General features: G+C 64.5%; 20 protein-coding genes and 1 riboswitch. Of the genes, 18 read left to right on the forward strand and 2 right to left on the reverse strand.

Features of this window, described 5'->3' with window-relative positions; all coding sequences use genetic code 11:
* Positions 1-261: 261 nt before the first annotated feature.
* The 5 genes from AC5O5I_RS05725 to AC5O5I_RS05745 all read left to right on the forward strand — a co-directional run bounded on the left by AC5O5I_RS05725 (position 262) and on the right by AC5O5I_RS05745 (position 4,707).
* The gene (locus AC5O5I_RS05725) at positions 262-1,317 is read left to right on the forward strand and encodes a DUF2066 domain-containing protein (protein ID WP_172286748.1); all 1,056 of its coding nucleotides are present in this window, start codon (positions 262-264) and stop codon (positions 1,315-1,317) included.
* A gap of 12 nt (positions 1,318-1,329) precedes the next feature.
* Positions 1,330-2,403 carry an AI-2E family transporter gene (locus tag AC5O5I_RS05730; protein WP_172230645.1) on the forward strand — a complete coding sequence of 358 codons (1,074 nt, stop codon included), beginning with the start codon at positions 1,330-1,332 and terminating at the stop codon, positions 2,401-2,403.
* 151 nt (positions 2,404-2,554) lie between these two features.
* The gene (hda, locus tag AC5O5I_RS05735; RefSeq protein WP_056796562.1) at positions 2,555-3,262 is read left to right on the forward strand and encodes a DnaA regulatory inactivator Hda; all 708 of its coding nucleotides are present in this window, start codon (positions 2,555-2,557) and stop codon (positions 3,260-3,262) included.
* Positions 3,263-3,389: 127 nt separating this feature from the next.
* Positions 3,390-4,037 (forward strand): C40 family peptidase, encoded by a 648-nt coding sequence (locus AC5O5I_RS05740; protein WP_172230642.1) that lies wholly within the window; start codon positions 3,390-3,392, stop codon positions 4,035-4,037.
* A gap of 136 nt (positions 4,038-4,173) precedes the next feature.
* Positions 4,174-4,707, forward strand: coding sequence for a C40 family peptidase (locus AC5O5I_RS05745; protein WP_172230639.1), 534 nt, complete (start codon positions 4,174-4,176; stop codon positions 4,705-4,707).
* A 45-nt stretch (positions 4,708-4,752) separates the two neighbouring features.
* Here AC5O5I_RS05745 and AC5O5I_RS05750 read toward each other — a convergent pair whose 3' ends face one another.
* Complete coding sequence (locus AC5O5I_RS05750) at positions 4,753-6,069, reverse strand: PQQ-dependent sugar dehydrogenase (protein ID WP_494512192.1); 1,317 nt, start codon at positions 6,067-6,069, stop codon at positions 4,753-4,755.
* Between the two features lie 157 nt (positions 6,070-6,226).
* Between AC5O5I_RS05750 and AC5O5I_RS05755 the strand changes: the two genes are divergently transcribed.
* Complete coding sequence (locus AC5O5I_RS05755; protein WP_494512193.1) at positions 6,227-8,770, forward strand: dermonecrotic toxin domain-containing protein; 2,544 nt, start codon at positions 6,227-6,229, stop codon at positions 8,768-8,770.
* 20 nt (positions 8,771-8,790) lie between these two features.
* Here the strand turns inward: AC5O5I_RS05755 and AC5O5I_RS05760 are convergent, their stop codons facing one another.
* Positions 8,791-9,369 (reverse strand): hypothetical protein, encoded by a 579-nt coding sequence (locus AC5O5I_RS05760; RefSeq protein WP_172225415.1) that lies wholly within the window; start codon positions 9,367-9,369, stop codon positions 8,791-8,793.
* Between the two features lie 167 nt (positions 9,370-9,536).
* Positions 9,537-9,756: riboswitch (cobalamin riboswitch) on the forward strand.
* Positions 9,757-9,876: 120 nt separating this feature from the next.
* Here AC5O5I_RS05760 and cobO point away from each other — a divergent pair.
* The 12 genes from cobO to AC5O5I_RS05820 all read left to right on the forward strand — a co-directional run bounded on the left by cobO (position 9,877) and on the right by AC5O5I_RS05820 (position 20,801).
* Positions 9,877-10,488 carry a cob(I)yrinic acid a,c-diamide adenosyltransferase gene (gene cobO / locus AC5O5I_RS05765; RefSeq protein ID WP_172225412.1) on the forward strand — a complete coding sequence of 204 codons (612 nt, stop codon included), beginning with the start codon at positions 9,877-9,879 and terminating at the stop codon, positions 10,486-10,488.
* Positions 10,485-11,780, forward strand: a complete 1,296-nt coding sequence (locus AC5O5I_RS05770; protein ID WP_494512194.1) for a cobyrinic acid a,c-diamide synthase CobB — start codon at positions 10,485-10,487, stop codon at positions 11,778-11,780. The genes cobO and AC5O5I_RS05770 overlap by 4 nt, the downstream gene beginning before the upstream one ends.
* Positions 11,777-12,427, forward strand: coding sequence for a 5,6-dimethylbenzimidazole synthase (gene bluB / locus AC5O5I_RS05775; protein WP_494512195.1), 651 nt, complete (start codon positions 11,777-11,779; stop codon positions 12,425-12,427). The genes AC5O5I_RS05770 and bluB overlap by 4 nt, the downstream gene beginning before the upstream one ends.
* Positions 12,424-13,332, forward strand: coding sequence for an adenosylcobinamide-phosphate synthase CbiB (gene cbiB / locus AC5O5I_RS05780; RefSeq protein WP_494512196.1), 909 nt, complete (start codon positions 12,424-12,426; stop codon positions 13,330-13,332). The genes bluB and cbiB overlap by 4 nt, the downstream gene beginning before the upstream one ends.
* Complete coding sequence (gene cobD / locus AC5O5I_RS05785) at positions 13,325-14,317, forward strand: threonine-phosphate decarboxylase CobD (protein WP_494512197.1); 993 nt, start codon at positions 13,325-13,327, stop codon at positions 14,315-14,317. The genes cbiB and cobD overlap by 8 nt, the downstream gene beginning before the upstream one ends.
* The gene (locus tag AC5O5I_RS05790; protein ID WP_494512198.1) at positions 14,314-15,768 is read left to right on the forward strand and encodes a cobyric acid synthase; all 1,455 of its coding nucleotides are present in this window, start codon (positions 14,314-14,316) and stop codon (positions 15,766-15,768) included. The genes cobD and AC5O5I_RS05790 overlap by 4 nt, the downstream gene beginning before the upstream one ends.
* A gap of 1 nt (position 15,769) precedes the next feature.
* Positions 15,770-16,291 (forward strand): bifunctional adenosylcobinamide kinase/adenosylcobinamide-phosphate guanylyltransferase, encoded by a 522-nt coding sequence (cobU, locus tag AC5O5I_RS05795; protein WP_172225388.1) that lies wholly within the window; start codon positions 15,770-15,772, stop codon positions 16,289-16,291.
* Positions 16,292-16,657: 366 nt separating this feature from the next.
* Positions 16,658-17,713, forward strand: coding sequence for a nicotinate-nucleotide--dimethylbenzimidazole phosphoribosyltransferase (gene cobT / locus AC5O5I_RS05800; RefSeq protein WP_172225386.1), 1,056 nt, complete (start codon positions 16,658-16,660; stop codon positions 17,711-17,713).
* A complete protein-coding gene (gene cobC, locus AC5O5I_RS05805; protein WP_494512199.1) occupies positions 17,710-18,276 on the forward strand; it encodes an alpha-ribazole phosphatase family protein in 567 nt (188 codons plus the stop codon). The genes cobT and cobC overlap by 4 nt, the downstream gene beginning before the upstream one ends.
* A gap of 1 nt (position 18,277) precedes the next feature.
* Positions 18,278-19,006: an adenosylcobinamide-GDP ribazoletransferase gene (locus tag AC5O5I_RS05810; protein ID WP_494512200.1), complete on the forward strand. Its 729-nt coding sequence runs from the start codon at positions 18,278-18,280 to the stop codon at positions 19,004-19,006.
* Positions 19,007-19,219: 213 nt separating this feature from the next.
* The gene (locus AC5O5I_RS05815) at positions 19,220-20,335 is read left to right on the forward strand and encodes a glycoside hydrolase family 5 protein (protein ID WP_256676398.1); all 1,116 of its coding nucleotides are present in this window, start codon (positions 19,220-19,222) and stop codon (positions 20,333-20,335) included.
* Between the two features lie 61 nt (positions 20,336-20,396).
* A complete protein-coding gene (locus tag AC5O5I_RS05820) occupies positions 20,397-20,801 on the forward strand; it encodes a MarR family winged helix-turn-helix transcriptional regulator (RefSeq protein WP_172225374.1) in 405 nt (134 codons plus the stop codon).
* The last annotated feature ends 42 nt before the right edge of the window (positions 20,802-20,843 follow it).

The following is a 20,843-nucleotide window of genomic DNA, read 5'->3' on the forward strand; positions in this document are numbered from 1 at the left end:
CCGGCGGGTGAGCGGCGGCTGCCTGAAACGTCAGTGGTCTGTGAAGGCGCGCGATTTTATCAGGGTTGCCGGGCAGCGGCCATCCTCAGGCCGACGGGCAGGGCATTAAAGTGGGTAAAGGTGAGGCGCTGAACCTCTGAGATCCGACACCTGTCGGATCCAGGCATATCTGCAGCAACCAATCTTTCACCCGCGCGACTGGTTACCTGGCGCCCCCGTGTATAAGGTATAGGCATTGCGGTAAATGGACAGGAACCCTCCATGCGTTTGTTCAACATTCTGGCAGCAGGTTGCCTGGCCCTGATCTCGGCCACTGCCCTGGCTGAAAATGTCTCCGGCCTTTACCAGGTGCGCGAACCGGTCACCGGGCAGGGGGCTGAGGCGCGTACCGCCGCCACTGCCCAGGCCCTTGACACGCTGGTGTTGCGCCTGACCGGCGACCCCAAGGCGGCGCAAAGCCCGGCCCTTGCCGAGCTGCGCAAGGACCCCCAGCAAATCATCAACCAGGTGGGCACCGAAGCCGGCCCACCCGAGTCGGTGCTGGTCGAATTCGACCCTGGCAGTACCGAGCGGGCCCTGCGCAAGGCCGGCCTGGCCCTGTGGGGCAGCAACCGGCCGTCGATCCTTGGCTGGTGGTTGAACGACAGTGTCGAGGGCAGCAGCCTGGTCGGTGACGGCCAGGCCAGCGCCCAGCCCCTGCGCCGTGCCGCCCAGCACCGTGGCTTGCCACTGCGTCTGCCGCTGGCTGACCTGCAGGAACAACTGGTGGCCAATGCCAAGCAGCTCGAAGCCAGCGACCCGGCGCCGCTGCGCCAGGCCGCCGAACGTTACGGCGCCGATGCCTTGCTGGCGGTGCATGCCCAGGAGGCCGACGGCAAGTGGCAGGGCAAGTGGCAGCTGTGGCTGGGCGACCAGCGCGAGCAGGGCAATGCCGAGGGCGCCGACCAGGCGGCGTTGGCCGATGCGGTGATGCTGGCGGTAAGCAGCCGCCTGGCGCCACGCTATGTCACCCGCCCCGGCGCCAGCAGCCAATTGCAGGTGCAGGTGCAGGGGATGAGCCTGCAGCGCTACGCGGAGTTGGCCCGTGTGCTTGAGCCCTATGGCCCACGCCTGCAACTGGCCGAAGGGACCACCCTGACCTATGGCGTCACCGCCAACCGTGAACAGCTGCGTGCCCAGCTTGCCCTGGCCAAGCTGCAGGAGCTGCCGGCAGAGCAAGCCGCGCCCGCGACACCGGCACCAGTTGCCGGGCAAGACCCGGCCGTGCCGGCGCAACCTGCACCCAAGCCGTTCGATGGCCTGCGATTCCGTTGGTAAGGAGCTCCAAAATTGACTGACATGCGTCGCTGGATCTGGCTGGGCGTTGCACTGCTGCTCGCCGTACTGTTGTACAGCTTGCACAACATTCTCACGCCCTTCCTGATCGGCATTCTCCTGGCGTACCTGGCCGACCCCCTGGTCGACTGGCTTGAGCGCCGGGGGTTGTCACGCACCTGGGGGGTGGTAGTGGTGTTCGGCCTCTTCACTCTGCTGTTCATGGCCCTGTTGCTGGTGCTGGTGCCAATGCTGGCCAAGCAGCTGGTGCGTTTGTACGAGCTGGCGCCGCAGATGCTCGACTGGTTGCAGCATGTGGCGCTGCCCTGGGTGCAACACCGGTTGGGGCTGGCCGATGGTTTCTGGAAGTTCGACAAGATCAAGGCGGCCATCAGCGAACACATGGGGCAGACCACCGACATTGTCGGGGTGGTATTGTCACAGGCGACGGCGTCGAGCCTGGCGCTGATGGCCTGGCTGGCCAACATGGTCCTGATTCCGGTCGTGGGGTTCTATCTGCTACGTGACTGGGACCTGATGATGGCCAAGCTGCGCAGCTTGCTGCCACGCCAGCATGAGGAAGATGTGGTCGGCCTGGCGGGCGAATGCCATGAAGTACTTGGGGCGTTCGTTCGCGGCCAGCTGATGGTGATGGTGGCCTTGGGGTTCATCTATTCTGCCGGGCTGATGCTGGTGGGGCTGGAGCTGGGGCTGCTGATCGGCATGCTCGCGGGCCTTGCGGCCATCGTTCCTTATATGGGCTTCATCATCGGCATTGGTGCAGCGCTGGTGGCCGGCCTGTTCCAGTTCGGCGGCGATTTGTACCCGATGCTGGGCATTGTTGCCGTGTTCATGGTCGGGCAGGCGCTGGAGGGCATGGTGCTGACGCCGTTGCTGGTGGGCGACCGCATCGGGCTGCATCCGGTGGCAGTGATCTTTGCCATCCTTGCCGGCGGTGAGCTGTTCGGGTTTACCGGGGTCTTGCTGGCGTTGCCGGTGGCCGCGGTGATCATGGTGCTGCTGCGGCATGTGCATGATTTGTACAAGGAATCGGATATGTATGCCGGGGATGTGGACCCGGAATTGTGATGCCATATACTTCCGACCCACCCCAAAACCCGCAACCTGTTGATTTTCCTTGCGCTATCCGATGCCGTGATTGTGCACCCAGCGCTGCGGGTATAGACTTTGCACATTGTTCACCAAAGGCCCCCTGCGGTCCTGCCGACCGCCCGCGAGCATGAAACCACCGATCCAGTTGCCCCTGGGTGTGCGCCTGCGCGATGACGCCACCTTCATCAACTACTATCCGGGCGCCAATGCTGCGGCATTGGGCTACGTCGAGCGGCTATGCGAAGCCGACGCCGGCTGGACCGAGAGCCTTATCTACCTGTGGGGCAAGCAGGGTGTTGGCCGTAGCCACCTGCTGCAGGCTGCCACCCACCGCTTTCAGCAGCGCGGCGAGCCCGCGGTCTACCTGCCCTTGGCACAACTGCTCGAGCGCGGTGTAGAGCTGCTCGACTACCTGGCCCAGTATGAACTGGTGTGCATCGACGACCTGCACGTGATCGCCGGCAAGGCAGACTGGGAAGAGGCCATGTTCCACCTGTTCAACCGCCTGCGTGACAGCGGCCGACGCCTGTTGCTGGCAGCCTCGGCTTCGCCACGCGAACTGCCGATCAAGTTGCCGGACCTCAAGTCGCGGTTGACCCTGGCCCTGGTGTTCCAGATGCGTGGCCTGTCCGACGAAGACAAGCTGCGCGCCCTGCAGCTGCGTGCCTCGCGCCGTGGCCTGCACCTCACCGACGAAGTCGGTCACTTCATCCTTACCCGTGGCGCGCGCAGCATGAGTGCGCTGTTCGACCTGCTCGAGCGCCTCGACCAGGCCTCGCTGCAGGCACAGCGCAAGCTCACCATCCCTTTTCTCAAGGAAACCCTCGGCTGGTAACCCCCTGAAAACCTTGGGCCAGAGCGGCAAAACGAAAAAGTCACATGTTTTTCGATAAAATTTGCAAATGGCCATGATAGAGGGCATAGTTTCCCCCTTCTAAAGGATTACAGACACGGTCGTGCCCATGCTGAAGCGCTTCGCACCCCTCGTGCCACTCGCACTCGTGACCCTGCTTTTTGGCTGCGCGGCCCATGGCCCGGCTTCTCAATCAGCACCTCAGGATCACACCCCGATCGCCGCACAGTCGGCGGTCAAGGCCAAAGCCTCGACCTCGTCGGTTTTCGGCGAACCGGAAGAGCTGGCCACTGAAGATGACCTGGAGGTCTTCTCCAGCAGCAGCAAGCCTTACCAGCTGCCAGTGCTGGCGGACAGCATTCTCGAGCGTGGCATGTCGTTGATCGGTACCCGCTACCGCTTCGGTGGTACCTCGGAAAAGTCCGGCTTCGACTGCAGCGGTTTCATCGGCTACCTGTTCCGCGAAGAGGCGGGCGTGACCCTGCCACGCTCCACGCGTGAAATGATCAACGTCGATGCCCCGAAAGTGGCACGCAACAAGCTCAAGCCGGGTGATCTGCTGTTCTTCAGCACCAATGGCCGCGGTCGCGTCAGCCATGCCGGCATCTACCTGGGTGACAACCAGTTCATCCACTCCAGCAGCCGCCGCAGCGGTGGCGTGCGCATCGACAGCCTCGGTGACCGCTACTGGAGCAAGACCTTCATCGAAGCCAAGCGCGCCTTGGCCATGGCGCCGACCAACATCGCGCGCAACTGATGAAACGGATGCACCCGCCACGGCGGCGATGCTTTGAAAAAAGCTCGCCGCCGTGCGCATTTACAGAAGTCGTCTAATCTGAATTCTCAACTCTTTTCGGCTGCGGTTCAGCAGTCTCGGACAGGATGGTCTGGCCATGATAAAGATGGCGCGCTTTGCATTTCTCTCCCTGGCGGCCTTGCTGGCTGCCTGCTCCAGCCGCGCGCCCGCGCCGGCGCCTGTGGTGCAGCCGCAGGTCAGCTACAGTCAGCCCAGCCCTTCGCCCATTGCCGATGACGTGCTGATCCGTGCCATCGGTCTGGTAGGCACGCCTTATCGCTGGGGCGGCAACACCCCGGACTCCGGTTTTGATTGCAGTGGCCTGATCAAGTATGTGTACCGTGATGCTGCCGGCATCAGCCTGCCGCGTTCGACGCGGGAGATGATCGTCATGCGTGCGCCGACGGTGGACGCCAAGTCGCTGCAGTCCGGTGACCTGGTGTTCTTTGCCACCAGCGGCGGCTCGCAGGTCAGCCATGCGGGTATCTATGTAGGTGAGGGGCGCTTCGTCCATGCTCCTTCCACTGGCGGCACGGTTCGCCTGGATTACCTGTCCAACAGCTATTGGGCGAAGGCATACCTGGAAGCCAAGCGGGTGATCCCGGCAGGGCATCTGGCACAGAATCCTTAACCCGGTGCCATCGCCGGCATGCCGGCGACAGCCCGCGGTTTTGCTTCAGTGCAGCCTGCTGATTCGCCAGACCACATTGCCCACGTCATCCGCCACCAGCACGCCACCGCGACCGTCGTTGGTCACGCCTACGGGTCGGCCCATGGCATTGCCGCTGCCATCGACAAACCCCGTCAGCAGGTCGACAGGCTGCCCCGATGGTTTGCCGGCAGCGTTGAACGGCACGAAAATCACCTTGTAGCCGCTGTGTGGCTTGCGGTTCCACGAGCCGTGCTGGCCCACCAGTGCCCCCTGGTTGAAGGGCGGCGGCAAAGCGTCGGGGGCGGCGAATGCCAACCCGAGTGATGCGGTGTGTGGGCCTACCGCATAATCCGGCACCCGTGCCTGGGCCACCTTTTGCGGGTTCTGCGGTTGCACCCGGGTGTCTACATGCTGCCCGTAGTAACTGTAGGGCCAGCCATAGAAGCCGCCGTCCTGCACCGATGTGATGTAGTCCGGCACCAGGTCGCTGCCAATTTCGTCGCGCTCGTTCACAGCGGTCCACAATGCCCCGCTGTGTGGTTCCCAGGCCAGCCCGTTGGGGTTGCGCAGGCCGGTGGCGTACAGCCGGTGCTGGCCGCTGGCCGGGTCAACTTCCCAGATGGCCGCCCGGCCTTGCTCTTTGTCCATGCCGTTTTCTCCCACATTGCTGTTGGAGCCAACCGTCACATAGAGTTTTTTACCGTCGCGGCTAGCCACCACGTTCTTGGTCCAGTGGTGGTTCAGCGGACCGCCTGGCAGCTGGACCACCGGCTGCCCTTTTTCACCTATCTGCAAAGCCCCCGGCTGGTAGTGAAAGCGCAACAGCCTGTCGGTGTCGGCGACGTACAGGTCATTGCCAACCAAGGCCATGCCGAACGGGGAGTTGAGCCCTTCGATAAACGGTGTGCGCAGTTCTGCGACACCATCATGGTCGGCATCGCGCAACAGGGTGATACGGTTGGCGCTGGGCACCGCTGCGCCTGCGCGTTGCATTGCCTTGCCCATGAACCATCCGCGTATGCCCTTGCCATCTTCGGGTTTGGGCGGTGCATTGGTTTCTGCCACCAGCACATCGCCGTTGGGCAGCACGTACAACCAGCGCGGATGGTCGAGCTTGTCGGCAAACGCCACCACTTGCGTGCCTGCTGCGGCCGTGGGTTTGCCGCCCTGCGGCCAGCCGATCGCCGGGGCAACGTTTACGGTGGGAATCAGGGACTTTCTAGGGGCGGGCAATTGCGGCGTCGGGCCGCTGCCCTGGTCCACATTCAACAGGGCTGTTTCGCCACAGCCGGCCAGGCATGCCGCGATTGTCAGTGCAGTGAGGGTGCGGGTTCGGTTCATGTGCGCTGCTCTGCAGGGAGTCTTTTGCATTCAGAACTCGCTGCTGCACGTTGGGTTCAGTCAGGCAGGGTCACCTACCGCGCTCAGATATATCTACCGCCGCCAGGGGTGTGCAGCTGACGAACATTTCGTTTCCGGCATCTATCAGGAAACGACCATGTACGACCTGCAACAGGCAATGCTGCATAACCTTCGAGTGCTGGGGGCTGGTCATGAGCTGGCGCAGTTGGCGCGGGATTTTGTTCGCGAGTACCCCGACCCCTACCGGTTGGCCCGCGACCATGCCAGTGCCATCGTGCGCCAGCACACGAAAAAAGACTGGGATCCGGACCGTGTCTGGTGGCACCAGTTCACGGGTGCCAGTTCCAGCAGCCGCAGTTTCAACGGTTGGGCGCACAGCGGCCCCCCGGTCAAGTCGCTGCGCCTGACCGAGCTGGTGATCGAGCGTTTCGACCTGGGCTTTCAGGACGCCACCGATGAGCTCGACCTGTACGGTGGCTTCTACCGACAGGGCCCCCATGCCCCCTGGTTCGATGAACGTAACGAAGTGCCGATGCTGGCGCGCGATGTACAGCGCGACTTCTGGAAGCTGGATTTTGCCCAGGTCGTGCGCCAGCAGGTTAATGACTTCTGGGTTGCCCATGCGGGCGACTTTCAGGTGTTGGCCAAGGTCAACCTGATGGGTGAATGCGCGCGAGCGCTGCGCGAAGGCAGCATCACTGGCGACGATGCCTCGCAACTGCGAAGCCTGGTGAATATCGGCTTGAAGCCCCAAGGCAGCGTGCCGACCCTGGCACAACTGCGTCAGCCGACTGGGGCCAGCGAAATAGCCGTCAGCGCCTGCCACCCCGCAGGGGCTGGGCGGGTGTGGATGTATGTGCTGTCGCTACCACACGGGCGAACCGTGCTTTACCTGCCTTTCGATGAACAGACACTGCGCGGCTTTGACTCACCGGAAGCGATGGCCGGATGGTTCAGCGCCCAGCTGCGTAGCAAGGCGGGGGTGCAGCGTGTACTGGCGGGCATCGTCACAGACCCGCAGTTGACGGTGGAAACGGATGATGCACGAGAGGCCCTGCACACCATTGCAGATAGCCCGGGCGAGCGCGAGGCGCTGGGCCTGCTGGCGCGTTCATACAGGCCTGTTTCAGGTGATTTCTTCGCCCACCTGGGGAAGGACGCCGCGCAGAACATGCGGCACAACGCTGAAATGCTGGTGGACAACCACCGGTTGCGGGAAGGAATGTTCAGCGGCTATGTCGATGTGTTGTTACGGTTCTCGTTCTACTTTGCGCCGCTATGCCCAAGCCTGCCGCTGGCGATTCTGGGCCTGTCGCTTGCCAAGCTGTATGTAGATATCGATCAGGGCCTGCATGCCCGTACCCGCGAGGGCCGCGAGGCAGCGCTGGGGGCAGCGATATTCGACAGTATCTTCGCGGCCTTGGGCATGGTCGAGGTCGACGCCAAGACTGCGAGCACGCTCAGAGCCCTGTTGTATCGACCCGCATTTCACGAGGCAGAGGCTTCACTGGCCGGCTGGCAAGTGGCACCCGCGCCTGAACAGGTGCTGGAGGGGCAGGAGGCCAATGTACTGCTGGCGGGCAAGCCGCTTGGCGCCGACGAGCTCAAGGGCATCCGGCTTGGCGCCAATGGCGAATGCTGGATTGACCTGGGTGGCTTGCCGTACCGGGTGCGCTACAGCAGCGAGCTCGAGCACTGGCTGGTGGTTGACCCGGACAACCCGTTCGCCTTCAGCCCCATACGCCCGGTGCGCCTGTCAGGTAGTGGCGAATGGGAGATGCTCGAACCACCGCGGCTGACGGGTGGGGCCCCTGACGACGGCTTGGCAAGTGAGACATCGCCATTCTGGGACGAGTACATGCGCAGTAACCAGCAGCGCAGTGCTGCAATCTCCACTGAGGCGTTCTTGCGGCATCAGGCGCTGCTGGATTCAGCGGATATCGCCTTGGTGCCTGACGGGGGCGATCCGTTATCCGATTCCCAGGGATACGAATACGTCGAGTACGAGGGGCAGGCGCATTACACCTACCGGGAGGGCGCGGGCTACAACAACAGCCTGATCGAGGTCTACACGCATGATGATTCGATCAACAGTTTCCTGCGTGAGGGGCAGCGAACCAGCTCGTCGGTCCGCTACCTGAACAAGCTTGCAACCAGTATGGAGCGCCTGCCCCGGGATGCTGCAGTCCCCCTTTACCGCGGCGGGCACGGGGTACGAGGCACCAGTGGCGTGCATTTTCGCAGTGGGCGTTTCAAGGTAGGCGATACATTGGTCAACACCGATCTCTCATCCTTCACCGAAAACCCATACATGATGCGCAAGTTCGCCGCCGACCCGGATGACATGGCCAGTACGGGGGAACTCGGTGTGTTCGATGAAAGTTCAGTGGTGTTCGAACTACCTGCTGGCGCGTATTCGAGTGGCGTTCCGGTCACGGCGTTCTCTGCCTACAAGGAGGAAGCCGAAACCTTGTTCATGCCTGGCGCCTATTTCCAGATCGAGCATATAGGCCAGATCACCGGGGCGGACTACCGCTTTGTCAATGTCCGGTTGCGCCAGGTACCCAAGCCGGCTTCAGGTCCGGTGTATGACTTGCGCACTGGCGTGGTGTTTGCCAGGGATGCCTACCTCGAGCGCCTGGGTAGCCCGCAGTTGGTCGATCGTTTCTTCCCGGCCTGATCTTGTGGCCGTCCCGCTGCTCAGGCTTGTTTGAGCAGCAGCGCCACCCCCGGGAAGTACTGGCCTTGCTCGTTGTGCAGCTTGCGATAGGCATACGGGAAGTACCAGGCGATGGCGCAGGCGGTATGCGTTTTCAGGTCGTCGACCAGGTCCTGCAGTTCTTCGGGGCTGGCGTGCTGGCCTGCTTTCCAGGGGCTGATGAACAGCGCCGCCGCCTTCAACTGGCTCGGGTAGGCGACCTGTCGGGCGAGGGCGGCGGTCTGTTGCAGGGCGCCAGCCATGTCCAGCCGGCCGACCTTCGGCCAGCGCTGGCTTGTACTGAGGTACAGGGCCTCCTCGGCGCTGATGATCGACAGGTCGCAACGCCCTTCGTTTTCGCCTTCGTCGCGCTGCTTCTTGCCGGCGAACTGCTGCAATGCTGCCAGCTCGGCCTGCCAGGCGGCCGCTGCCAGCAGCCCGACGTTGGCAGCGGCGCCGTGCCAGTAAGGGGCTTCAGCATCGCCGGCAAACTGGTTGAAGCGGTCGATGCAGTCGACCCAGCGCTCCAGCACGGGGCTGAGAAACTCCAGGCGCGGGTTGTTGATGATCTGGCCTCGCATGCTGCGCTCTCCTGTTGCAGGTGTGTTCCCATTCACTCGGGGGTGATGGCTATGAGCCATCACTGGGTTGAGTGTGGCACACCTTGGGGATTTGGCCATTGCGCGGTGGCGTGCCTGTTCGACGGCAATGGTCCCGGTTCGATTGACGCTCAGGGTGCAACCCTCTAACCTTCGCGCGTGTTTCAGGTGCCCTGCCAGCCTCGACCTGGCAGGGTGAAACTGGGAAGCCGGTGGGCGCCAGCAGGGCGCGATTCCGGCGCTGCCCCCGCAACGGTAGGTGAGTCGCGGCCGCGCAGGGCCACTGGGTGCCAGCACCCGGGAAGGCGCGCAGGCCCGGGCCAAGGCCCGCTCACAAGCCCGGAGACCGGCCTGAAACTGCCAACGGCATCACGGAGGGTGATGCGCGGTGCACCGTGGCCTGCGGCCGCGGCCCCTGCGCGTTCTCCGTTTGCCTGCCTATTACCTGCCGTCGCGCGTTGCCGTGGCGCCAGCCAGCGGAGAACCCTGATGAGCGAACCCACCGAACGCGACGAACGCCACCTGGCGCGCATGCAGCGCAAGAAGGCGATCATCGACGAACGTATCGCCAATTCCCCCAACGAATGCGGCTTGTTGCTGGTGCTGACCGGCAATGGCAAGGGCAAGAGCAGCTCGGCCTTCGGTATGCTCGCGCGCGCCCTGGGCCATGGCATGCAGTGTGGCGTGGTGCAGTTCATCAAGGGCCGTAACAGCACTGGTGAGGAGCTGTTCTTCCGGCGTTTCCCCGAGCAGGTGCGCTACCACGTGATGGGCGAAGGCTTTACCTGGGAGACCCAGGACCGCCAGCGTGATATCGCCGCCGCCGAAGCGGCCTGGGCCGTTTCGCGCCAGTTGCTTCAGGACCCGAGCGTGCAGTTCGTGGTACTGGATGAGCTGAACATCGCCCTCAAGCATGGCTATCTCGACCTTGACCAGGTGCTTTCCGACATCCAGGCCCGTCCGCCCATGCAGCATGTGATCGTCACCGGCCGTGCGGCCAAGCCCGAGATGATCGAGCTGGCGGACACGGTGACCGAAATGGGCATGCTCAAGCACGCCTTTCAGGCCGGGATCCGCGCACAAAAGGGCGTAGAACTGTGAACCAGCCCCGTCATTGCCCCGCCGTGTTGATCGCGGCACCGGCCTCGGGCCAGGGCAAGACCACCGTTACTGCTGCGTTGGCCCGCTTGCACCGTAACCACGGGCGCAAGGTGCGGGTGTTCAAATGCGGGCCAGATTTTCTCGATCCGATGATTCTGGAACGTGCCAGCGGTGCGCCGGTTTATCAACTGGATTTGTGGATGATCGGTGCCGAGGAAAGCCGCCGCCTGTTGTGGCAAGCCGCAGGTGACGCCGACCTGATCCTGATCGAAGGGGTAATGGGGCTGTTCGACGGCACGCCGTCCAGCGCCGACCTGGCGCGCCACTTTGGCGTGCCGGTGCTGGCGGTGATCGATGGCACGGCCATGGCTCAGACCTTCGGCGCATTGGCCCTGGGCCTGGCACGTTACCAGGCCGACCTGCCATTCGCCGGCGTGCTGGCCAACCGTGTCGGCAGCCTGCGCCACGCGCAACTGCTGGAGGGCAGCCTGACCGAAGGCTTGCGCTGGTACGGTGGCTTGTCGCGCGAGCGTGGCATCGAACTGCCCAGCCGTCACCTGGGCCTGGTCCAGGCCAGCGAGCTGAACGACCTCGACGCACGCCTGGACGCCGCCGCCGAGGCGCTGGGCGCCAGTTGCGATGCTGCCTTGCCGCCGCCAGTGGCCTTTGCCGCGCCCGAGCCACAAGCCAGTGCTGCCTTGCTGGCCGGCGTGCGTATTGGTGTCGCACGGGACGAAGCCTTTGCCTTCACCTATGGCGCCAACCTCGAACTGCTGCGCAACCAGGGTGCACACCTGGAATTTTTCTCGCCGCTGCATGACCGCGAATTGCCTGCGGTCGACAGCCTCTACCTGCCGGGCGGCTACCCTGAACTGCACCACCACGCCCTGGCTGCCAACGCGCCGATGTGCGAGGCGATCCGTGCCCATCACGTCCAGGGAAAACCGCTGCTGGCAGAGTGCGGCGGCATGCTGTACCTGCTCGATGCCCTGACCGATGTGGCCGGCGAACGTGCCGAACTGCTCGGCCTGCTGCCCGGCGAGGCAACCATGCAGAAGCGCCTGGCAGCGCTGGCCCTGCAAGCAGTGGCGCTGCCGGAAGGCACCCTGCGTGGCCACACCTATCACCACTCGCTGACCAGCACCACGCAGGAACCGATCGCTCGCGGCCTGAGCCCCAACGGCGGGCGGGGCAATGAAGCGGTGTATCGCCTGGGGCGGCTGACGGCTTCCTACGTGCACTTCTACTTCCCCTCCAACCCGGACGCGGCGGCGGCGCTGTTGCGACCATGAGCCAGCACGCCTTCAGCGACGCCGAGCGCGCCGCCATTTACCGGGCCATCGGCGAGCGCCGCGACATGCGCCATTTCGCCGCTGGCGAGGTAGCGCCGCAACTGCTTGGCCGCCTGCTGGCTGCCGCGCACCAGGCACCCAGTGTCGGGCTGATGCAGCCCTGGCGCTTCATCCGCATTACCCAGCGTGACCTGCGTACACGTATCCAGGCACTGGTGGAGGCGGAGCGAGTGCGTACCGCCGAGGCGCTGGGCGAGCGCTCCGATGCCTTCATGAAACTGAAGGTGGAGGGCATCAACGACTGTGCCGAGCTACTGGTGGCGGCCTTGATGGACAACCGTGAGTCGCACATATTCGGCCGCCGCACCCTGCCGGAAATGGACCTCGCCTCGCTGGCCTGCGCCATCCAGAACCTCTGGCTGGCCGCCCGGGGCGAAGGCCTGGGCATGGGCTGGGTGTCGCTGTTCGACCCGCAGGCGCTGGCGGCCTTGCTGGGCATGCCGGCCGGCGCCAAACCGGTGGCGGTGCTGTGCCTGGGGCCGGTCACCGAATTCTACCCGGCGCCGATGCTGGTGCAGGAAGGCTGGGCCGAAGAACGGCCCTTGACTGAAATGCTGTTCGAAAACCAATGGGGAGAGCGCCAATGAGCGTGGCCTTGCTGACCGTGGCCGGGGTGGCGCTGGACGCCTTGCTGGGCGAGCCGCAGCGGCGCCACCCGTTGGTGGCATTCGGCACTATGGCCGGTAACCTCGAGCGCCGCCTGAACGCCGGCGGGCGCGGCTGGCGCAGCCACGGCGTGAGCGCGTGGTTCCTGGCGGTGGTGCCGCTGACCCTGGTGGCGCTGATTCTGTCCTGGCTGCCGTATATCGGCTGGCTGGTGGACGTGCTGGCGCTGTACTGCGCCGTCGGGCTGCGCAGCCTGGGCGAGCATGTACTGCCAGTGGCCAACGCCTTGCGCCAGGGCGACCTGGCAGAGGCACGGCGGCGGGTCGGCTACCTGGTCAGCCGCGAAACCCGCGAACTGGACGAGCCCGCCGTGGCCCGCGCGGCCACCGAGTCGGTGCTGGAAAACGGCAGCGATGCAGTGTTCGCCGCGCTGTTCTGGTTTGTGGTCGCTGGCGCGCCGGGCGTGGTGCTGTACCGCCTGAGCAACACCCTGGATGCCATGTGGGGTTACCGCAACGAGCGCTTCGAGCGCTTTGGCTGGTGTGCGGCGCGCATCGACGATGTGCTCAACTATATTCCCGCAAGGCTGGTGGCGCTGACCTATGCGCTGCTGGGCAAGACCCGCCTGGCCCTGGCCTGCTGGCGCAAGCAGGGCCCGTTGTGGGACAGCCCCAACGCCGGGCCGGTGATGGCCGCCGGTGCCGGTGCGCTGGGGGTCGAGCTGGGCGGCCCGGCGGTGTACCACGGTGAGCTGCATGAACGACCCCGCCTGGGCGAGGGGCCGATGGCCGACGCCGACGCCATCGAGCGTGGCTGGTACCTGGTCCAGCGCGGCGTGTGGCTGTGGCTGCTGGTGATCTGCCTGGGGGCGTATATCAATGCTTGAACACGGTGGCCGCTTGCTGCGCGCTGTGCGGCAATACGGCATTGCTCGCGAGCAATGGCTCGACCTGTCCAGTGGCATCGCGCCTTGGCCGTTCCCTATCCCTTCGATCCCTGTGGATGCCTGGGCCCGCCTGCCGGAAACCGAGGACGGCCTGGAAGATGCAGCGCGCACCTACTACGGTGCCCGTCAATTGCTGCCAGTGGCCGGTTCGCAGGCCGCGATCCAGGCATTGCCGCAGCTGCGCGCAGCCGGCCGGGTAGGGGTGCTGACCCCGTGCTATGCCGAGCACCCGTATGCATGGCAGCGGGCGGGGCATCAGCTGCTGGAGCTGGATGAAACGCAGGTCGAGGCGGCGCTCGACACGCTCGATGTGCTGGTGCTGGTCAACCCCAACAACCCAACGGGGCGCCGGGTGCCGCGTGAGCGCCTGCTGGCCTGGCATGCTCGCTTGGCCGCCCGCGGTGGCTGGTTGCTGGTCGATGAAGCGTTTATCGACAACACACCTGCCGAAGGCGTGGTCGGTTGCGCCGAACGCCCAGGCCTGATCGTGCTGCGCTCGTTTGGCAAATTCTTCGGCCTGGCTGGCGTGCGCCTGGGTTTTGTTGCTGCCGAGCGCAGCCTCCTGCTGCGCCTGGCTGAGCTGCTCGGCCCTTGGACCGTGAACGGCCCGACCCGGGTGCTGGCCCAGGCCTGCCTGGCCGATCAAGCCGCCCAGCGTCAGCAGATCGAACGCTGCGCCGGCGCCAGCCTGCGGCTGGCCGAGCTTTTACGCAGCGCTGGCCTGGCGCCCAGCGGTGGCTGCGACCTGTTCCAGTACGTGCGTAGCCAGCACGCTGTGCAATTGCATGACTTCCTCGCCCGCCGCGGCATCCTCGTGCGCCTGTTCGAGCAGCCTCTGGCCGTGCGCCTTGGGCTGCCCGCTTGCGCGGCAGATGAACAGCGCCTGGCCCAGGCCCTGGCGGATTACCAGAAGGAAACAGCATGACCACCCTCATGGTGCAGGGCACCACCTCTGATGCGGGCAAGAGCACCCTGGTGACCGCGCTGTGCCGCTGGCTGTTGCGCCAGGGCGTCGGCGTGGTGCCGTTCAAACCGCAGAACATGGCGTTGAACAGCGCGGTAACTGCCGACGGCGGTGAAATCGGCCGGGCCCAGGCCGTGCAGGCCCAGGCCTGCAGGCTGGCGCCGCACACCGACATGAACCCGGTGCTGCTCAAGCCCAACAGCGACACCGGCGCCCAGGTGATCATCCATGGCCGCGCCGTCACCAGCATGAACGCGGTGGCCTACCACGACTACAAGGTCATCGCCATGCAGGCGGTGCTGGCCTCGCACCAGCGCCTGAGTGCCGCCTGGCCAGTGGTGATGGTCGAAGGTGCGGGGTCGCCGGCAGAGATCAACCTGCGTGCCGGCGATATCGCCAACATGGGCTTTGCCGAAGCGGTGGACTGCCCGGTGATCCTGGTCGCCGACATCAACCGCGGCGGTGTATTCGCCCATCTGGTCGGCACCCTCGAACTGCTGTCGCCTAGTGAGCAGGCGCGGGTCAAGGGATTTGTCATCAATCGCTTCCGCGGTGACATTGCCTTGCTGCAACCGGGGCTGGACTGGCTGGAAGAGCGTACCGGCAAGCCGGTGCTTGGTGTGCTGCCGTATGTGACCGACCTGCACCTGGAGGCCGAAGACGGCATCGATGTGCGCCAGGGCGCCAAGCACGAGCGCGTGCTCAAGGTGATCGTGCCGGTACTGCCGCGCATCAGCAACCACACCGACTTCGACCCGCTGCGCCTGCACCCGCAGGTAGACCTGCAGTTCATCGGTCCGGGTCAGCCGATTCCGGCTGCCGACCTGATCATCCTGCCGGGCTCCAAGAGCGTGCGCGGCGACCTGGCACAGTTGCGCGAGCGCGGTTGGGAAAAGGCCATCGCGCGGCATTTGCGCTATGGCGGCAAGTTGATTGGTATTTGCGGCGGCTTGCAAATGCTGGGTCGCGAAGTGCATGACCCGCTGGGCCTCGAAGGCCCTGCAGGCTCAAGCCTGGGGCTTGGCCTGCTCGACTATGCCACGGTGCTGGAAGCTGAAAAGCAACTGCGCAACGTTGCTGGCACGCTGAACCTGGCAGCAGCGGCGGTGGCAGGCTATGAAATTCACGCTGGCGTCACCACGGGGCCTGCCCTGGAGCATCCTGCAGTGACGCTGGCTGATGGCCGCTGTGACGGTGCTGTCAGTGCTGATGGCCAGGTGCTCGCCACTTATCTGCACGGTTTGTTCGAAGGCAGCCAGTCGTGCGCGGCGCTGCTGCGCTGGGCAGGGCTGGAGGATGTGCAGACCATCGACTACCAGGCTCTGCGCGAACGCGATATCGAACGCCTGGCCGACCTGGTGGATAAGCACCTGGACACGGCGCAATTGCGTCAACTTTGTGGGGTGGCCTGATATGCGCAGCCTTGTACTCGGTGGTGCCCGCTCCGGTAAAAGCCGCCTGGCCGAACAACTGGCCAGTGATAGCGGCCTGCCAGTGACCTACATTGCCACCAGCCAGCCGCTGGACGGTGAGATGAACGAGCGCGTGCTGCTGCACCGCCAGCGGCGGCCGGATGACTGGGGGCTGATCGAAGAGCCGCTGGCTCTGGCCGCAGTGCTCCGTGCCAACGCGGCAGAAGGGCGCTGCCTGCTGGTGGATTGCCTGACCCTGTGGCTGACCAACCTGTTGATGCTGGAAGACCAACAGCGCCTGGCCGAGGAACGTGATGCCCTGCTGGCCTGCCTGGAGCCATTGCCTGGCACTATCATCCTGGTCAGTAATGAAACTGGCTTGGGGGTAGTGCCCATGGGGGAGCTGACCCGGCGTTATGTCGATTTGGCCGGGTGGTTGCATCAGGCGGTGGCCGAGCGTTGTCAGCGCGTGGTGCTGACGGTGGCGGGGTTGCCGTTGGTGCTGAAAGGGGCTGGGTTGTGAGGGGCCGTCATGAATGCTTTGAGCCGGGAAGTGTCCGCCTTGAGTATTCCGCCGCCGGTGAGATCGAGCGCCGCCCGCGTGGCGCATCGCCGGCAAGCCAGCTCCCACATCTGTTTCTGGCCAGTTATACCTGTGCAATTGGCGCGCGTCCCCCTGGAGCACGACGCAGTATCGAAGGGGACAACCAAGGGACCGCGCGCTAATGGATCAGGAGTAATTGGCCTGAAACAGAGGTGGGAGCTGGCTTGCCGGCGATGCGCCGCGCGGGCGGCGCTCGATCTCACAGGCGCCGAAATACTCAAGGCGGACACCTCCCGGTCCACCACACTCACAACTCTTTTCCCAACCTGAAACAGGCCTACACCCATGACCCAACCCTGGTGGCAAACCCCCTGCCAACCCCAAGACAGCGTCGCCATGGACCAGGCCCGCGCCCGTCAGCAACAGCTGACCAAACCCGCAGGCTCGCTCGGCCAGCTGGAGGGCCTGGCCATCCAGCTGGCCGGTCTGCAAGGCCGTGAGCGACCAAGCCTGGACCAGCTCGCGATCAGCATTTTCGCCGGCGACCACGGCGTAGTCGAAGAGGGCATCTCGGCCTATCCGCAGGCGGTGACCGGCCAGATGCTGCGCAACTTCGTCGGCGGCGGCGCGGCAATCAGTGTGCTGGCGCGCCAGCTGCAGGGCAGCCTGGAAGTGATCGACCTGGGCACCATCGACGCTCATCTCGAGCTCCCCGGCGTGCGCCATCTGCGCCTGGGCACCGGTACGGCCAACTTCGCCCGCCAGCCAGCGATGACCGAAGGTCAGTTACACGCCGCCCTGCAGGCCGGCCGCGACAGCGCCCTGCGCGCAGCCGAACAAGGCGCGCAGTTGTTCATCGGTGGCGAGATGGGCATTGGCAACACCACGGCCGCCGCGGCCTTGGCCAGCATCCTGCTGGGCTGCCCGGCCCTTGAACTGAGCGGTCCTGGCACGGGCCTGGACGCCGCCGGTGTGCGGCACAAGGCCGAGGTCATCGAACGGGCGCTGAGCCTGCATGGCCTGCAAGCGGATGATCCACTGCAAGCACTGGGCTGTGTCGGCGGCTTTGAAATCGCGGCTTTGGTCGGCGCCTACATCGGCTGCGCGCAGGCAGGTATCGCGGTGCTGGTGGATGGCTTCATCTGCAGCGTCGCCGCGCTGCTGGCCGTGCGCCTCAACCCGCAGTGCCGGGCCTGGCTGCTATTTGCCCATCAAGGCGCAGAGCCTGGGCACAAGGCCCTGCTTGCCGCGCTGCAGGCCGAGCCATTGCTGGCCTTGGGGCTGCGCCTGGGCGAGGGGAGCGGGGCTGCCCTGGCCGTGCCGCTGCTACGCCTGGCCTGTGCGCTGCACGGGCAGATGGCAACCTTTGCCGAAGCTGCAGTGGCGGACCGCCCGGCATGATCCTCGACCTGCTGCGCCACGGTGAAACGGAACAGGGCGGCCTGCGTGGCAGCCTCGACGATGCCCTGACCGACAAGGGCTGGGCGCAGATGCGCAGCGCGGTTGCCCAGGCCGGCCCCTGGGAGGTACTGGTCAGCTCGCCGTTGCAGCGCTGTGCGCGCTTTGCCGATGAACTGGGCGCACGGCTGAACCTGCCGGTGCAGCGTGAGCCCGCACTGCAGGAGCTGCACTTCGGCGATTGGGAAGGCCGCAGCGCCGCACAGATCATGGAAGATCAGGCGGATGCGCTGGGGCGTTTCTGGGCAGACCCTTACGCCTTCACACCGCCCAATGGCGAGCCGGTCGAAGCGTTTGCCCAGCGTGTGCTGGAGGCTATCGAGCGCCTGGCCGGTCAGCATGCCGGCAAACGCGTGCTGCTGGTGACGCATGGCGGGGTCATGCGGCTGTTGCTGGCGCGTGCCCGTGGCTTGCCCAAGGCGCAGTTGCTGCAGGTCGAAGTCGGGCATGGTGCGTTGATGCGGCTGGTACCGAACGACGACGGGCAACTGCTGGAGGGGCGTTGAAATGCTGCCGTTCTGGATTGCCTTGCAGTTTCTCAGCAGCTTGCCCGTAAGCCTGCCGGGTATGCCGGCACCGCGCGAGGTGGGGCGTTCCCTTTTGTATTACCCGCTGGTGGGGCTGCTGTTTGGCCTGCTGCTGTGGCTGGCCAGCCAGCTACTGCAAGGTACCCCGGCACCACTGCACGCGGCTTTGCTGCTGACGCTGTGGGTACTGCTCAGTGGCGCCTTGCACCTGGATGGCTTGGCTGACAGTGCTGATGCATGGCTAGGTGGTTTCGGCGACCGTGAACGCACACTGCGGATCATGAAAGACCCTCGCAGTGGCCCGATTGCCGTGGTCACTCTGGTGCTGGTGCTGCTGTTGAAGTTCTGCGCCTTGTGGGTGCTGGTTGGGCAAGGTATCGGGGCGCAGTTGCTGCTGGCGCCGCTGATCGGGCGAGCGGCAATGTTGGGCCTGTTCCTCGGTACGCCTTATGTGCGTCCCGGCGGGTTGGGCCAGGCGCTGGCCGAGCACCTGCCTCGGCGCGAGGCTGCCTGGGTTTTGCTCGTCAGTGTGCTGCTGTGCATCGTGCTAGCTGGCCATCAGGCGTTCTCGGTCATGCTGGTGGTATTGGCGGGCTTCGCCTGGCTACGTCACGCGATGTGTCGGCGCCTTGAAGGGACTACGGGTGACACGGCAGGGGCGATGTTGGAGCTGTTGGAGCTGGCAGTGGTGCTGGTGCTGGCGATCTAGGAATATTCCGACGATTTTTTAAGACGTAGCTGTAAGGCTTTTTACCCTTCGAATCCCGGTAATTTCCGGAAAGATATCAGCAAAAGCCACCATCTTCTTGCAGGCGTATGCTCGCCGCTTCTTCAACTGACAAGGAGCGTGCGTGCCATGCGTCATTTCGTTCTCGCTGCATTGTTGTCGTTCATGCTGCCGGCTGCCACGGCGGCCGAGTTAATGGCTTTCTGGGACAACCCTCGCCATGGCGGCAACAGCTTCAATCGGTTACCGCCCGATCAAGCCTACTTCGATGGCCTGAGCGGCTATGGCGCGACCTGGGTGCGGCTGTCCTACGATAAATGGCAGCCGGCCCAGCGTGATTTTCTGCTCGGCGACGCCGATGACTATCAAGGCCTGCCTGCTGGCGACCTGGCGATCTTGCGCGCCACCCTCGACCGAGCTCACCAGGCGGGGCTGAAAGTTGTCATTGCACCGCTCTCGCTGCCTGGCATGCGCTGGTCGCAGAACAACCAGGGGCAGTTCGACGATCGTCTCTGGCAAGACAAGCGTTACTGGCGGCAGGCTGAGGCCTTCTGGCGCGATGTGGCGCGCGAACTGAAGGACCACCCGGCTATCGCCGCCTATAACCTGATCAATGAACCAGCACCGGAAAAACAGGGCGGCTTGGCCGAGCATGCCGAGACGGTACAAATGCAGCAGTGGTATGCGCGAGAGCAGGGTGGTGCGCGAGATCTGCCAGCGCTTTATCGGCAATTGATAGCGGCTATTCGTGAAGAGGATGCCGATACACCCATCATGGTCGATGCCGGCTGGTTCGCTGCAGCAGACGCGTTCGGTTACTGGCCCGCCCCTCTGGAAGACCAGCGGGTGCTGTACAGCGTGCACATGTACGAACCCTATGTTGCCACCAGTGCGCCCAACATGACGCGCAAGCAGCCCATCGCCTATCCCGGTCCGGTAGCCTTCGCCGGGCAAATCCAGCAGTGGGATGGCCAACGGGTGGAACGTTATCTGCAACTGCCGCTGGCCTGGATTGCGGCCATGAACCTGCCGCGTTCACGCCTGGTGGTGGGTGAGTTCGGCTGCATGCGCCGGCTGCCGGGCTGCAAGCAATACCTTGAGGATGTCCTCAGCGTGCTGGATCGCAACCAGTTGCACTGGGCGTTCTACAGCTTTCGCGAAGACAACTGGGATGGCATGGATTACGAGCTGGGTTCGGCCAAGGTGCCATGGCGCTATTGGCAGGCGATCGAGGAAAACGCGCCGGACCCTTTGCCGCGCAACGGCACGCCGGAATTCGAGCCGATTCGCAAACGATTGAATCCAGATTGAGCTTGTCGGCTAAAAATGAAATGTCTTGCAACAGTCATGACGCGGGTATATACACGTATCCATGCTGACCAGTGAATGCATCTGCACCCATTTGCGTCGTGCCGCCCGCGGGGTGAGCCGGCACTATGACGAAGCCCTTGCGGACTTCGGGGTGAACGTTGCCCAGTTTTCCCTGCTGCGGCATTTGCAGCGGCTCGATCGCCCGAGCATCACTGCCCTGGCCGAAGCCATGGGGCTGGAGCGCAGTACCCTGGGGCGCAACCTGCGTGTGCTGGAGGCTGAGGGCTTGGTGGCCTTGGCCGATGGCGACGACCAGCGCAACCGTGTGGTGTTGCTGACCGAGGCGGGCATGCGACTGCTGCACGCGGCCCGCCCAGCCTGGGAACAGGCCCAGGCCTCGCTTGTCGAGCGGCTGGGGGCAGGGCAGCGGGATGAACTGGTGCGCCTGCTGGACCAGCTGGCCTGAATTGATACGACTATAAGCGGGTATATACCCGTAAAAACCTTG

This window comes from Pseudomonas sp. 9_2_1 (genome assembly GCF_059295275.1).